The organism is Snodgrassella alvi wkB2 (assembly GCF_000600005.1).
GTDB lineage: Bacteria > Pseudomonadota > Gammaproteobacteria > Burkholderiales > Neisseriaceae > Snodgrassella > Snodgrassella alvi.
In genome coordinates this window covers 471,274-485,571 of sequence record NZ_CP007446.1, presented here as the reverse complement: position 1 = coordinate 485,571, position 14,298 = coordinate 471,274, and the positions used below count along the sequence as shown (strand labels likewise).

Sequence of the window (14,298 nt, the reverse complement as noted above, 5' to 3'; positions counted from 1 at the left end):
ACAAATTATGCTATTGGCAAATTATTTTAATTGAGAATAATAATCAATTATTATTCTAATTCAACAATATAAAATTATCTGATTTAATTATTTCCGGCTTTAAATATAAAAAAACAGGCGCATCCTGTTTTTATACTTTTCGGCTGTAATGAATAAAAAAGAGAGATGCCGGCATCTCCCCGATAAATATTACTCATTAACGACACCCGCATGTTCAGCCTGAACATCAGCATGATAACTGGAGCGTACCATGGCACCAATGGCACCATGCTTAAAGCCCATCTCGTAAGCACGCTTTTCAAACTCCTTAAACTGCTGCGGCGTAACATAACGCAATACCGGCAAATGGCTGTTACTTGGCTGTAAATACTGGCCGATGGTAATCATTTCCACATCATGAGCACGTAAATCCTGCATAACTTCCAGAATTTCCTCATCACTCTCTCCCAGCCCTACCATCAGACCGGATTTGGTTGCCACTTCCGGCCTTAATGCCTTGTACTGTTTCAGCAGTTTCAGTGAATGCTGATAATCGGCTCCGGGGCGAGCCTGCTTATACAGGCGCGGTGCGGTTTCCAGATTGTGATTCAGTACATCCGGCGGTGTCTGTGCCAGAATATCCAGCGCAGTATCCAGACGGCCGCGAAAATCAGGCACCAGCACCTCAATCTGTGTATGCGGGCTGGACTCGCGGATGGCAGTAATGCAGTCGGCAAAATGCTGTGCCCCGCCATCGCGTAAGTCATCACGGTCAACCGAAGTAATCACCACATAACGTAAATTCATTGCTTTCACTGAAGCAGCCAGATGCTTTGGTTCCTGCGGATCAAGCGGATTAGGACGGCCATGCCCCACATCACAGAACGGACAGCGGCGGGTGCAGATATCACCCATAATCATAAATGTTGCCGTACCTTTGCTGAAACATTCACCAATATTCGGACAGCTGGCTTCTTCGCATACAGTATGCAGCTTCTGCTCACGCACAATGCTTTTAATTTCAAAAAACTTCTGACTGCTTGGCAGCCGTGCCCGTATCCATTCCGGCTTTTTCAGTTTTTCTTCCAGCGGCACAACCTTAATCGGAATGCGCGCAGTTTTTTCCGCACCTTTATGTTTTACCCCTTGGCTGTTATCTTGATTCATAGTACAACTTTCTGTGTAGATTTCCGCTCAGGCGGCGGTGCATTCAATTCTAAAGTCAGGTAGCCGGTTAAACGCTCAGCCACATCAGCCAGCTCCGGACAGGGCTTAACAAAATCCGCTATCTGGGTCATATGCAAACCGGCATAACCGCACGGATTAATATGTGTAAACGGAGTCAGATCCATATTCACATTCAGTGCCAGCCCGTGATACACCGCGCCTTGTTTAATACGCAGACCAAGCGAAGCAATTTTTTGACCGTTCACATAAACACCGGGACGTTTCGGATCATTTACCGCTGTAATTCCATAATCAGCCAGCGTAGCAATAATACTGTTTTCCAGCCGGCTGACCAGCTCGCGCACAGTAATATGCCGGCGCTTGAAATCAATCAGCGTATATACCACCAGCTGCCCAGGACCGTGATAGGTAACCTGTCCGCCCCGGTCAATCTGCACTACCTCGATATCATCATGCACCAGAATATGTTCGGGCTTACCAGCCATACCCTGAGTGAACACCGGCGGATGTTCAACCACCCATAATTCATCTTCAGTATCAGCCGTACGCTGTGCAGTAAATTCCTGCATAGCCGCAAAAACCGGCTGATAGGAGCGTAAACCCAGCTGCACCACTTTCATAGTACAACTTTCACCATCGGATGGCTGCTTAAAGCACGATAAATATTATCCAGCTGTTCCTGATTTTCAGCACGAACCACCACCGTTGCACTAATATAATTACCCTTACTGCTCGGACGGGTATTAATATTTTCTGCTGCTGTATCCGGTGCATGCTGCTGCACCACCTCCAGCACTTTAGCCTCAAATTCCGGATGCTGTGCACCCATTACCTTAATCGGGAAATCCAGCGGAAATTCAATAATACTGGTTTTCAGATTATCACTCATTTCTGTACCTTTCCTGTCTGCTCACGTTTGTACCATGTAAATCCCATGCAAAACAGGCTTATTCACGTAAAATTTTTTAATCCAAAGCTAAGAACAGCTGCACAGCCAGACTAAACACCTGTTTTTTGTGCCAGATAGGTCTGTAATCCCCGTTCGCGCAACACACAGCTCGGGCATTTACCACAACCGCCCTCTATACCATCATAACAAGTATGTGTGTGTTTCCGTACATAATCCAGATAGCCCAGCTCATCCGCCAATGCCCAGGTTTGCGCCTTATCCAGATACATCAGCGGCGTTATCAGCCTGAATTCATAATCCATAGCCAGATTCAGCGTCACATTCATAGACTGGACAAACACATTACGGCAATCAGGATAGCCGGAAAAATCTGTTTCACAGACACCGGCAATAACATCATGAATACTCTGCCCCTTAGCGAAAATGGCCGCATACAGCAAAAACAGCGCATTCCGTCCGTCGACAAAAGTATTGGGCAACCCTTCAGCCGGTGCCTCAATCGTCTGCTGTTTATCCATCAGCGCATTATGGGTAATACTTTGCAGCAGCGACAAATCCATCACTGTCTGTGCCACACCCAGATCCTGTGCAATCCAGCGTGCTTTTTCCAGCTCAATCGCATGACGCTGACCATACTGAAACGTAATCGTCTGCACATTCTCACGCCCGTAAGCAGCAATAGCCTGCAACAGACAGGTAGTTGAGTCCTGACCGCCGGAAAAAATTACCAGAGCCTTAGAATATTGTTTCATTATCCAGATTCCTTAGTTTTGATTTCAGAACCAGCCGGAAAGCCCTCTTTCCGACCGCCTGACGTGGGAGGTTTGCGAACCACGCAGTCATTTATTACAAATTATAAAACATTTGCCCTCTTATACTGACAGTTTAGTCACGAAAGCGTGTAAAACAGGTAAAATAACCGGCTTTATTGCTGATATTTCAAATACACAAACATGTTGGTACTGGGAATAGAATCTTCTTGTGATGAAACCGGCGTCGCCCTGTACGACAGCACGCACGGTCTGCTGGCTCATCAACTGCATACACAAATTGCCATGCATGCAGAATATGGCGGTGTCGTGCCTGAACTGGCCAGCCGCGATCACATCCGCCGGCTGACACCGCTTACTCAGGCCTGTCTGCAAGAGGCAGATAAAACATACAGTGATATCGACGCTATTGCCTACACACAGGGACCGGGTCTGGGCGGTGCACTTTTGGCCGGTGCCAGCTTTGCCAATGCTCTGGCATTCGCCCTGAACAAACCGGTTATTCCGGTACATCACCTTGAAGGACACATGCTCTCGCCGTTACTGAGCGAAGACAAACCTGCCTTTCCCTTCGTCGCCTTACTGGTTTCCGGCGGCCATACCCAGTTTATGGCCGTAAAAGGGATTGGCGACTATACCCTTCTGGGTGAAAGCATCGATGACGCTGCCGGAGAAGCTTTCGATAAAACCGCCAAACTGCTTGGTCTGCCTTATCCCGGCGGTGCCAGACTGTCAGAACTGGCTAGACTGGGACAACCGGGCAGCCTGCATTTTCCCCGCCCCATGCTGCATTCACACGACTTAAACATGAGTTTTTCCGGTTTAAAAACCGCAGTATTGACCGCAGTAAACAAAATCCGCGCAGAAACAGGCTGTAAAGAACAGCTTCCGGAGCAAATCCGCAATGATATTTGCCGCGAATTTCAGAACGCCGTAGTAGATGTACTCACCAGCAAAGCCAGACAGGCATTAAAACAAACCGGTTATCAGCGGCTAGTTGTTGCCGGCGGTGTCGGCGCAAACTGGCAGTTACGCCAAAGCCTCAGCAACTTGCCGGGAATACAGACATTCTTTCCGCCAATGGCCTACTGCACAGATAATGGCGCCATGATTGCTTTTGCCGGTGCCATGCACCTGAGCAACGCACAGCCTGCTGCCGGTTTTAATGTAAAACCGCGCTGGCCGCTCAGCCAGATTGTTCAGTAATACCGTGCACCCTCAGCACGGTTAACCGCACAGATTAATATGATTGAAATTAAAAACCTTAGTTTACAACGTGGTAATAAACAACTTTTGAATAATGCCAGCCTGACCATCTATCCGGGTCAGCGTATCGGCCTGATTGGTAAAAACGGCACCGGCAAATCCAGCCTGTTCGCTCTGATTGAAGGTAAAATCAGCCATGACAGCGGTGATATCCGTTTACCCAAACACTGGCAACTGGCCACTGTCAAACAGGAAACACCGGCACTGGATATACCCGCCCTGGACTATGTTTTGCAGGGCGATAGCGAATTGCAGCAACTGCAACAGCTACTGCAACAGGCCGAAGATGACGACGACGGCTTCAAACAGGCAGAATATCATGCAAGGCTGGATGAAATCGGCGCCTACAGTGCACCGGCACGTGCAGCCAAACTGCTCAACGGCCTTGGTTTCTCACAGCAGGAACAGCAGCAACCGGTAAAATCATTCAGCGGCGGCTGGCGTATGCGCCTGAATCTGGCTCAGGCACTGATGTGCCGTACGGATTTACTCCTGCTGGATGAACCTACCAACCATCTGGATCTGGAAACAGTATTGTGGCTGGAACAGCATCTGGCCGGTCTGGATACCACCCAGATAATCATTTCGCATGACCGTGATTTTCTGAATGCCACCACCACTCAGACAGTTGAACTGACACAACAGCAGCTTATCCTCTACGGCGGCAACTATGATTTTTATCAGCAGGAACGTGCACAGCGGCTGACTCAGCAGCAGGCTGCCTATCTTAAACAGCAGGCTCATATTCAGCACCTGCAATCCTTTATCGACCGCTTTAAAGCCAAAGCCACCAAGGCAGTACAGGCACAAAGCCGAATCAAAGCACTGGCACGGCTTGAACGCATTGCGCCGGCACATCTGGACAGTGAATTTTCGTTTCAGTTTGCACAGCCTGACCATCTGCCTAATCCGCTGCTGAAACTGGAACACATCAACCTTGGCTATGGTGACAAAACCGTTCTGCACGATATCGACCTTTCAGTTGAATCCGGAGCACGTTATGGTCTGCTCGGGGTAAACGGCAGCGGTAAATCCACCCTTATCAAAGCCATTTCCGGCAGCCTGAAACCACTAAGCGGCCAGATTATCCGTGCGGAAAAACTCAAAATCGGCTATTTCGCCCAGCATCAGCTCGAAACACTGCGTGCAGACCAAAGTCCGGTCTGGCATATCCAGCAGCTGTCACCGGCCGTACGCGAACAGGAAATCCGCAACTTCCTCGGTAGCTTTGCCTTCATCGGGGATATGGCTTTACAACCAATTGCCCCCTTTTCCGGCGGTGAAAAAGCCCGTCTGGCACTGGCAATGATAGTCTGGCAAAAACCGAACCTGCTGCTACTGGACGAACCGACAAACCATCTTGATCTGGACATGCGCCATGCATTAACTGTAGCATTACAGACGTTTAAAGGCGCACTGATCGTAGTCTCTCACGACCGCAGTCTGCTTGAATCCACTACTGATGCTTTAATTTATCTCAGTGATGGCGAACTGAAACACTTTGATGGTGACCTCAGCAATTACCGCCAGTGGCGTTTAACTCAGGATCAGCATAACGGTGAACAGCCGCAGGATTCGCGTGATAATCACAATCGCAAAGAGCAGAAACGCATTGAAGCACAACAACGTCAGCAGCGTGCCCGTCTGATTAAACCGTTATTGAAAAATATCGAAAAAGCCGAACGGGATATGGGAAACTGGCAGCAGCAACGCAAACAACATGAAGCATTTCTTGCCAGTGAAGAAGCATATCTTGACGAAAATCAGACAAAATTACAACAAACCCTTACCCAATTGGCCGAGCTCAAAGTAAAATTAGCTCAGACTGAAGAAAAATGGCTTGAATGGCAGCAAGAAGTCGAAAACATTAACCAGACTACTTGAATTATTGCAGTATAAGGCTCAATAATGACATACAAAAAAATCATTCCCATACTAATATTTACCAGTGGCCTGTTTATAGGACAGAGTGCCGTTGCAAAAGTGTATACCTGTCTTGAAAACGGCGAAGTTGTCTATACCTCAAAACTAAAGGGTAATTGTGCCGTAGCCAACTTACCGGCTATCGGTAGCTACAGCGACAGCCGTCCCAGCTACCGCAACAGTAGCGCTTCGGCCACAATACGCAGCCGCCCGCGGCCTGCAACCAAGGTAGCAACAGCCTATAGCGGCCTGCAACCCACAGTTAATATCGTTCCTAAAGGCAGCGACAATACCCGTCGTGCCATTTTGCAGCAGGAGCTGACCAATGAACGTAATGCTCTTGCTCAGGCACAGCAGGCACTGAACCGCAGCCGTACCGGTAAAGGCGGTAATATTACCGAACTGCAAAGCGCAGTACTTGACCGGCAGCAGAACATTCAGGCCATACAGCGGGAACTTGGTCGTATGTAAACCCAGATAAAGGATAAATCATGAGAAAATCCCTGATACTTGCCACATTGTGTACACTGATAAGCACTTCTGCACTGGCACAGATATATGAATGCACCGACAGCCGGGGGAATCACAGTTACAGCGAAGTTCCGAAAGGTAAAAACTGCCATTCTGTCAGCAATCTGGGCGGGAATTTCTCAACCACTTCTGCCTACAAACCTGTCGTAGCTACTCCTGATACCAATTCCAAAGATGCAGATTCAGCCGCCAGCAACCAGCCCGATCAGGCCGCAATTTCTGCTGCACGTAAAAACCTTGCCGATGCCAAAAAAGCACTGGAAGACGGTAAAAAAATTCGTATGGGAAATGAACGCAACTACGTGCGCTATCAGGAACGCATAAAAGGTCTGGAAGATGCCGTAAAATCCCGGCAGCAGGATTTGGATAAAGCTCTGAATGGCAAATAAAATCTGCTTAGAATTTACCGGCTTAAAATACTTTTTAGCCGGTAAATAATTTGAATGATTCATACATAAAAGTATATATCTGAGAATTAACTCTATTATTCAGGCAGGATTATCAAATATAAATCGTAGATAAAACCATATAAAAGCATTCCTGATATAAAGTAATAACATCATCCTCAACCTCAGCGCATCGATCAAATATCTGTTAAAACTACTATCAATATTGATTAAATAATAGATAAGCATCACTATCAGTACAAAAAGATTTTTCATTTCCTGATTAATCAATTACATCTGATGATTCTTTTCTCAAATTCTTAACTTAATTACTTTGAGAATAATTCTTTAGATTTAATTTTATCGCACTGTTTGGTAACTCCACACGTAAACCTTTTGTTTTATTCTCTATTGACGGAATAAAAATTAAAGTTTTGGAACCAACGTTAGTCAGTAGAATATCTATATGTTCTAGTTCGCACATGTTATCATCACATGGATTTTTTAAATCGGATTCAGACTTTTGGGAATTTAATTCATTTATTTTTTTTTGCAGTACTAAGTTGAAATAATTTTTATCTACATATAACGAAACATCAGTTTGCCTTATACCACAAAAAGCAAAAGAATATTTAATTAAACTATTTGAAAACTGACCTACTACTAATGGAATTAAAAATAAAAGCAATATAAATATTAAATTAAATTTAACTTTTTCGTTTTTGTCTGGTTTCTTTTTCTCAATATTTTGATTTACTGTTCTTTTTATTTTTATAAAAATATGATTATTATAAAAAAATATTACCGCATATAATAGCAACATCAAAAATTGTACAAAAATTATTTTTAGTAAAGAAAAAACTCCTGAGTATACGCTAAGAAGTAAAATTATTTCCGCTATTACTCCATAAATATATATTATTATCCTATCACTCAATGACGGAATTCCTTTTAATTTATAATTTTTAAATTTATAAGATTTTATTTTATTATAATAAATATTTGGCCGTAATTTTACTCTTGATACATAAAGAAAAAAGAAAATTGCTAAATTTGCCCAATATAGTAAACCCACAAGTAACACATAAAGCATTCCAAAACTTATAGCTATTAATATAAATACTAACGTATCACTAATTTGTACATCTGGAGGATAAAAATGTATCTTCATACAGTACAAAGTAAAAATAATAATCCCAATAGCTGGGCATGTAATACTTATAATCTTGAATATATTTAGTATTAATTGAGTAATTTCTTTAATTTTTTCCATAAATAAATTTTGACATATCATCATGTTATATCAACAAAAAATCCACCAATATTAACATACACAAGTTAACATTAGTGGATTTGATTTTATTCCCTCTTTTAAATTAATTATTCACTCCAGCTTCGGATGTAAATCAATATATTGCTGCTTACGCTTTTCCAGCTCACCTATCTGCTCCTGTAAGCGGGCAATTTCTGCATCAATATCATCCACACTCTGCTCAATATGCTGATAAGTCTGCACCAGCAGCTCTCGCGCTTCCTGCTTATTCGAAGCTGAAGGAGACACACCGCGCAGCGGACGATTGGCCGTTTCTTTCAGGCAGATACCAGTAACAATACCGATAATTCCCACCAGCATCAGATAATAAGCCGGAATAAACAAATCATTAGTAGCATCCACCAGCGCAGCGGCAATAGTCGGCGTTAAACCGGCAATAATAATCGCAATATTAAACGCACTGGCCAGAGCACTGTAACGGATACGGGTAGGAAACAGTGCCGGCAGCGTAGAAGCCATAACACCGGTAAAAGAATTCAGAATCAGCGCCAGAATAAACAGCCCGAGAAAAATCAGCCCTACTTTGCCACTGGTAATCAGCTGAAAACACGGAATAGCCAGAATCAGCAATGCAATTGAGCCGCCAATCACAAATGGCTTACGTCCGATTTTATCGCTGACAAAACCAATAATCGGCTGCATAAACATCATACCAATCATAATCGCAATAATAATCAGCACACCGCGATCTTCACCATAATGCAGATTATGCGACAGATAGCTGGGCATATAAGTCAGCAGCATATAGTAAGTGATATTTGTGGTTAACACCAGCCCGACACTCATCAGCAATGTAGGCCAGAAACGCTGCATAATTTTCTTAAACGAAACCTGAGGCCGGTTACCAACGTCTTCCTGCTCAGCCTTTTCCATCATATCCAGATGTTGCTGAAAAGCCGGAGTTTCCTCCGCAGCATGGCGCAAATACAAGCCCAGCAGACCTAAAGGAGCAGCCAGAAAAAACGGAATGCGCCAGCCCCACGAGAGAAAATGTGCCGAACCCATAATATTTTCCAGCAATACCACCAGCCCTGCACCAAGCACAAACCCGCAGATTGAACCAAAATCCAGAAAACTGCCCAGAAACCCGCGCTGCCGGTCGGGTGAATATTCCGCGACAAAAATAGCCGCTCCCGTATATTCACCGCCCACAGAAAACCCTTGAGCCAGCTTACACAACAGCAACAGCACAGGTGCCCACATACCAATACTGTTATACGATGGAATCAGACCAATACAAAAAGTACTGAGTGCCATAATAATAATGGTAGTCGACAATACTTTCTGCCGGCCGAAGCGATCGCCAAGAATCCCGAAAAACACACCACCAAGCGGGCGCACCAGAAATGGTACGGAGAAGGTACCCAATGCGGCGATTATCTGCACACTGGGCGAAGCAGACGGAAAAAATACCTGTCCCAGCGCATAAGCCACAAAACCATATACCCCAAAATCAAACCACTCCATGGCATTACCCAGTGCAGCGGCAGAAATGGCCTTTTTAAGCTTATTCTGGTCAACAATAGTGATATCGTGTAATTCCAGCGTTCCGTTCTGAGTAGGAATCAGTGGTGGAACATGAGAAGAAGCCTCATTTTGTTTATTAACAGCTGTCATGATAATCCTCTCATTATTAATATTTAAATGATATTTCAATTATAACATGCGTCTGAAAAACGCTTTGTAATTGAATTTTAAAGAAAACTATCTACAGCATAATCGATAAAAGAGCGCTTGTGCTACAATTATTTTATTCCACCCCGATTTTTCATAGTTTATTAATTCACTTTCACAGCCTGTTTGCCGCATTACTGAGCCGCTATCCTGCCTGCTCCGGCATCAGCCCGCAAAGCCTGCCTGTACAGTGGCAGCTGTACATGAATCTGATGCAATTGCCGCCATAATACCTTTTCAACCACATCATCATCCGGCAGCGGCCTGCTCACTTTTAACAGCTCTGCCAATGCCTCCCACTTAGTTTGAAAAAGTGCAGAATCGGGTTTCTGCTCCATCAATTCTGCCAGACTGCCGGCAATCGTCATCCAGTATTGCACCTGTTCCGGCGTCAGCTGTGGACGCAGGCGATCCACCTGAGCACGAATCGCACCCAGTGCAGAAATACAGCTTAACAATACATAATTCAGTTGCAGCAAGGTTTTACCCTCAGCCAGATGTTGCCCGTAACGTTTTGGCTCCATCGACATATCAGCTACAGTATTACTCAGCGTAACCGCCAGCTCGTGTGCATTGCGTCGCGCCGCGCGATAAACAACATCGTCGCTTAGCCCGTTCTGCAACTGCTGCGCTACCTGTCGCAGATAGACACCATCACTGCTTAAGGCGCGTCCGGCAATCCGTCCCAGCGTCAGATAACGCCAGTCTGGCCACAAATACGATACCGCACACCATGCCAGCACAGAGCCAAGAATCGTATCCGTAAAGCGTGACAGCATGGCTGACTGCGTATCCATACCGATAATCGCAAAACCCACCAGCACCTGAACCGTGATAAAAAACGTAGAGAAACTGTAGCGGCGAACCCTGAATGCAAAAAACAGCACCGTACTAACCACCACAATTATCAGCCGGCCAGACAGCGCAGGCACAAAATAAGGCAATGCCGAACCCACTACTACCCCAAGCAGCGTACCCACAATTCTTTGTTTCAGCCTGGCTGTTGTTGCCGAATAATTCGGCTGACAGACAATAACCCCGGTCAGCAAAATCCAGTAACCCATTTTCAGATGGAAACTTTCAACCACCACACAGGTAACAGCAGTCAGAATGGCCAGACGCACAGCATGGCGCAACACATTCGACTGAAAAGTAAAATGTGCTTTTAACGCCGGCAGAATATCGCGTATCCGGTCAACATCCAGCCCGGCAATCTGCAAATCACCGATGTTTTGTTCTTTACTGTTATTCTTTACCTGTTCCAGCCACAACAGCTGCTCATTAATCGCCAGAATATTAGCCGTTAACTGCTGTAAACCCGGTAAATCCTCATCACTGCCATGTTCTGCACAATAACGTGCCACAGCCTGCTGTACACCTTCACCGGCACGCTGAAGCATCAGATTAAATGCATACGGCTTATCTTCCTGCAGGCATTCACCCATCTGCCGGCAAGCCTGAGCCTGCAACACAATCAAGCGCTGAATACGGTAAATTAAATCAGAATGTGCCAGCTTATGCGCCAGTGCCGCATAATCAACATGGCGCGAACTGATACGTTCATGGATATTCTGTGCAGTCAGATAATATTGCAGCAGCATACCAATACTACGCTGCCGGTGCTGCCGGCGCAGACGATAAAACAAAGCAGTACGGCACTGATTAAAACCATTAATCACCGCCGTATTTTTCATTGCCAGCTCAAGTTCCCTTTCTGCAAGCAAATCCACCTCATCCGGGTCAAAAAACTGAGCTTTTACCAGCATATAATCGGCCAGTCTGGCAAAAGAGCCGGCCAGATTGTCCTGCACCGGCCGGTTAGGAAACAGCAGATGCAGCACCAGCGTACACAGACTAAACAAACTGGTACCGCAAACCAGCATAATCGGATTGGTATACCAGGGTAAAAGCGGCGAATAAGTCAGCACCGTATACAGCATCACCAGCAGCGTACCAAAAGCAATCGTGCGGTATCGCACATCAATAGCACCCATCATCGTCATACTGAATGCCGCCCACACCATCAGCAGCGAAAACGCCAGCGGATGCCCGAATGTCCACTGCACCGCAGTAGCAGCCAGAGAAAAATGTATCAGCGTAAAAAACAGATTGCGTAAACGGCCGGTAAATCCATCATCCAGATCCACCAGCCCGCCGGCAATAATTCCCAGAAACAGCGCCGTACTTTCTGCCGTATTGCCCGTATACCATACCCACAGTGCCGCCAGCATCATACTGAGCAGCATCGGTAAATTGGACAGATAACCTGCACGTACCGGAATTGTTCGCATCTAATCGCCTCTAATGACCAGAAAACACAACCTGCCCCATTTTAGCAAGCTGCCGGATAAACCGGACAGATTATTTACAGCATAAAAAAACCGGCTTCAAAAAGCCGGTTTTCCATATACAGACACAATTATTTCTTCTCAGCCTGTGCCTGCCAGGTATCACGCAAAGTTACAGTACGGTTAAATACCGGATTTTCCGCAGTATGATCATAGCGGTCAGTCACAAAGTAGCCCAGACGCTCAAACTGATAGCGCGTTTCCGGTGCCAGCGTATTTGCTACAGGCTCCACCAGTGCATCAATTTCTGTTACCGAGGCCGGATTCAGAAACTCAGTAAAATCACGATACTGACCATCATCACCGCGTACTGCATCCGGACGTTCCACAGTGAACAGCCGGTCATACAGCCGCACCTTAGCCGGCACAGCATGTTCAGTAGACAGCCAGTGAATAACACCTTTCACCTTACGTCCCTGCGGCTTAGAAGCCAGCGTGTCATGGTCTATCGAGCATTTAAGCGACACCACCCGTCCGGACGCATCCTGCACCACTTCCTCACACTTAATCACATAGCTGTAACGCAGGCGCACTTCACCGCCCAGCGTTAAACGCTGCCAGCCTTTAGGCGGCTCCAGCGCAAAATCGTCTGCTTCAATATAAATCGTTTTCGTTAGCGGTATCAGACGCTCGCCCATTTCCGGATGATGCGGATGAAACGGTGCTTCGCGGCTTTGCGTTATCGCCTCATCAAAATTAATCAGCTCAACTTTAATCGGATTGAGCACCGCAATCATCCGAGGTGCCACACTTTCCAGATCTTCACGAATAGCACCTTCCAGAACACTCATATCCACCACATTTTCGCTCTTGGAAATACCTACCCGTTTGGCAAACAGACGCAGCCCTTCCGGCGTATAACCGCGGCGGCGCATACCGGAAATAGTTGGCATACGCGGGTCGTCCCAGCCGGACACATGGTCTTGCACTACCAGCTGATTCAGCTTGCGTTTGGAAGTAATCGAATACAGCAGTTCCAGCCGTGAAAACTCATACTGATGCGGCTGATGCGCAATCGTAATATTCTCCACCACCCAGTCATACAGCGGCCGGTGTGATTCAAATTCCAGCGTACACAGCGAATGGGTAATATTTTCAATCGCATCCGAAATCGCATGCGTATAATCATACATCGGATAAATAACCCATTTATCACCAGTGCGATGATGATGCACGCGGCGGATACGGTAGATTACCGGATCACGCAGATTAATATTGCCCGCAGCCATATCAATTTTCAGCCGCAGCGTTTTACTGCCATCCGGAAACTCCCCATTGCGCATACGGGCAAACAAATCCAGATTTTCTTCTATCGTACGTTCACGATACGGACTGTTTTTACCCGGCTCCGTTAACGTACCGCGATACTGACGCATTTCCTCAGCATCCAGATCATCCACATACGCCTTACCTGCTTTAATCAGCTCCAGCGCATACTCATACAAACGTTCAAAATAATCTGAAGCAAAACGTTCCTCATGCCACTGAAAACCCAGCCACTGCACATCTTCCTTAATCGAGCGCACATACTCATCCGATTCTTTCTCAGGATTCGTATCATCAAAGCGCAGATTACACAAACCATCATAAATATAAGCCAGACCAAAATTCAGGCAAATCGATTTAGCATGGCCGATATGCAGATAACCATTAGGTTCGGGAGGGAAACGCGTAATTACCTGCCGGCATTTCCCGCTTTGCAGGTCTTCCTCAATAATAGAGCGTATAAAATGATTATCGGCAAACTGATCTTTATTAAGCATAGTTCTTCTGAATATGTGCAAATGTGTTTTGCAGAATAAAAACGCCTGAAAACACCAACTAAAAGGTAATAATTATATACCCAATTTATATAAGCAATATACAATTATACTAACCAAAAACGTATCAATTAAACAGTTTAGTAATAATTAAGCAAATACTAAACCAAATCAGATGAAATACAAACAATAATTTACCGATTAATTAAATTCAGCATCCATCACCGGAA

The 14,298-nt window shown here is 45.6% G+C and carries 12 protein-coding genes; 4 read left to right on the top strand and 8 right to left on the bottom strand.

The window, feature by feature from the left end; translation table 11 throughout:
• Positions 1-189: 189 nt before the first annotated feature.
• The 4 genes from lipA to queC form a co-directional block, all read right to left on the bottom strand.
• Positions 190-1,146 carry a lipoyl synthase gene (gene lipA, locus SALWKB2_RS02110; protein ID WP_025330040.1) on the bottom strand — a complete coding sequence of 319 codons (957 nt, stop codon included), beginning with the start codon at positions 1,144-1,146 and terminating at the stop codon, positions 190-192.
• Positions 1,143-1,787 carry a lipoyl(octanoyl) transferase LipB gene (gene lipB, locus SALWKB2_RS02105; RefSeq protein ID WP_025330039.1) on the bottom strand — a complete coding sequence of 215 codons (645 nt, stop codon included), beginning with the start codon at positions 1,785-1,787 and terminating at the stop codon, positions 1,143-1,145. Before lipB ends, lipA begins: the two co-directional genes overlap by 4 nt.
• Complete coding sequence (locus tag SALWKB2_RS02100) at positions 1,784-2,056, bottom strand: HP0495 family protein (RefSeq protein WP_025330038.1); 273 nt, start codon at positions 2,054-2,056, stop codon at positions 1,784-1,786. Before SALWKB2_RS02100 ends, lipB begins: the two co-directional genes overlap by 4 nt.
• A gap of 110 nt (positions 2,057-2,166) precedes the next feature.
• Positions 2,167-2,829: a 7-cyano-7-deazaguanine synthase QueC gene (gene queC, locus SALWKB2_RS02095; protein WP_025330037.1), complete on the bottom strand. Its 663-nt coding sequence runs from the start codon at positions 2,827-2,829 to the stop codon at positions 2,167-2,169.
• Positions 2,830-3,030: 201 nt separating this feature from the next.
• On the opposite strand from queC, the gene tsaD reads away from it, so the two are divergent.
• Genes tsaD through SALWKB2_RS02075 form a run of 4 tightly spaced genes read left to right on the top strand, consistent with a single transcriptional unit; the run spans position 3,031 to position 6,956 of the window.
• Positions 3,031-4,053, top strand: coding sequence for a tRNA (adenosine(37)-N6)-threonylcarbamoyltransferase complex transferase subunit TsaD (gene tsaD, locus SALWKB2_RS02090; protein ID WP_025330036.1), 1,023 nt, complete (start codon positions 3,031-3,033; stop codon positions 4,051-4,053).
• Positions 4,054-4,092: 39 nt separating this feature from the next.
• Entirely contained in the window at positions 4,093-5,997 is a 1,905-nt protein-coding gene (locus tag SALWKB2_RS02085; RefSeq protein ID WP_025330035.1) for an ATP-binding cassette domain-containing protein, read from the top strand.
• A 24-nt stretch (positions 5,998-6,021) separates the two neighbouring features.
• Entirely contained in the window at positions 6,022-6,507 is a 486-nt protein-coding gene (locus SALWKB2_RS02080) for a hypothetical protein (RefSeq protein ID WP_025330034.1), read from the top strand.
• 20 nt (positions 6,508-6,527) lie between these two features.
• A complete protein-coding gene (locus SALWKB2_RS02075; protein WP_025330033.1) occupies positions 6,528-6,956 on the top strand; it encodes a DUF4124 domain-containing protein in 429 nt (142 codons plus the stop codon).
• 322 nt (positions 6,957-7,278) lie between these two features.
• Here SALWKB2_RS02075 and SALWKB2_RS02070 read toward each other — a convergent pair whose 3' ends face one another.
• From SALWKB2_RS02070 to SALWKB2_RS02055, 4 genes are all read right to left on the bottom strand, one after another.
• Positions 7,279-8,226: a hypothetical protein gene (locus SALWKB2_RS02070; RefSeq protein ID WP_144353308.1), complete on the bottom strand. Its 948-nt coding sequence runs from the start codon at positions 8,224-8,226 to the stop codon at positions 7,279-7,281.
• Between the two features lie 111 nt (positions 8,227-8,337).
• Positions 8,338-9,903: a glycine betaine/L-proline transporter ProP gene (gene proP, locus SALWKB2_RS02065; RefSeq protein WP_080690424.1), complete on the bottom strand. Its 1,566-nt coding sequence runs from the start codon at positions 9,901-9,903 to the stop codon at positions 8,338-8,340.
• Positions 9,904-10,094: 191 nt separating this feature from the next.
• The gene (gene yccS / locus SALWKB2_RS02060; RefSeq protein ID WP_025330030.1) at positions 10,095-12,251 is read right to left on the bottom strand and encodes a YccS family putative transporter; all 2,157 of its coding nucleotides are present in this window, start codon (positions 12,249-12,251) and stop codon (positions 10,095-10,097) included.
• 128 nt (positions 12,252-12,379) lie between these two features.
• Positions 12,380-14,071, bottom strand: coding sequence for a glutamine--tRNA ligase/YqeY domain fusion protein (locus tag SALWKB2_RS02055; RefSeq protein WP_025330029.1), 1,692 nt, complete (start codon positions 14,069-14,071; stop codon positions 12,380-12,382).
• Positions 14,072-14,298: the final 227 nt, after the last annotated feature.

Bases quoted from the DNA above. Each gene is read 5' to 3' on its own strand.
- lipA (WP_025330040.1), bottom strand. From the start codon at position 1,146: ATGAATCAAGATAACAGCCAAGGGGTAAAACATAAAGGTGCGGAAAAA.
- SALWKB2_RS02100 (WP_025330038.1), bottom strand. From the start codon at position 2,056: ATGAGTGATAATCTGAAAACCAGTATTATTGAATTTCCGCTGGATTTC.
- lipB (WP_025330039.1), bottom strand. From the start codon at position 1,787: ATGAAAGTGGTGCAGCTGGGTTTACGCTCCTATCAGCCGGTTTTTGCG.
- SALWKB2_RS02075 (WP_025330033.1), top strand. From the start codon at position 6,528: ATGAGAAAATCCCTGATACTTGCCACATTGTGTACACTGATAAGCACT.
- SALWKB2_RS02085 (WP_025330035.1), top strand. From the start codon at position 4,093: ATGATTGAAATTAAAAACCTTAGTTTACAACGTGGTAATAAACAACTT.
- SALWKB2_RS02070 (WP_144353308.1), bottom strand. From the start codon at position 8,226: ATGGAAAAAATTAAAGAAATTACTCAATTAATACTAAATATATTCAAG.
- tsaD (WP_025330036.1), top strand. From the start codon at position 3,031: ATGTTGGTACTGGGAATAGAATCTTCTTGTGATGAAACCGGCGTCGCC.
- SALWKB2_RS02055 (WP_025330029.1), bottom strand. From the start codon at position 14,071: ATGCTTAATAAAGATCAGTTTGCCGATAATCATTTTATACGCTCTATT.
- queC (WP_025330037.1), bottom strand. From the start codon at position 2,829: ATGAAACAATATTCTAAGGCTCTGGTAATTTTTTCCGGCGGTCAGGAC.
- proP (WP_080690424.1), bottom strand. From the start codon at position 9,903: ATGACAGCTGTTAATAAACAAAATGAGGCTTCTTCTCATGTTCCACCA.
- SALWKB2_RS02080 (WP_025330034.1), top strand. From the start codon at position 6,022: ATGACATACAAAAAAATCATTCCCATACTAATATTTACCAGTGGCCTG.
- yccS (WP_025330030.1), bottom strand. From the start codon at position 12,251: ATGCGAACAATTCCGGTACGTGCAGGTTATCTGTCCAATTTACCGATG.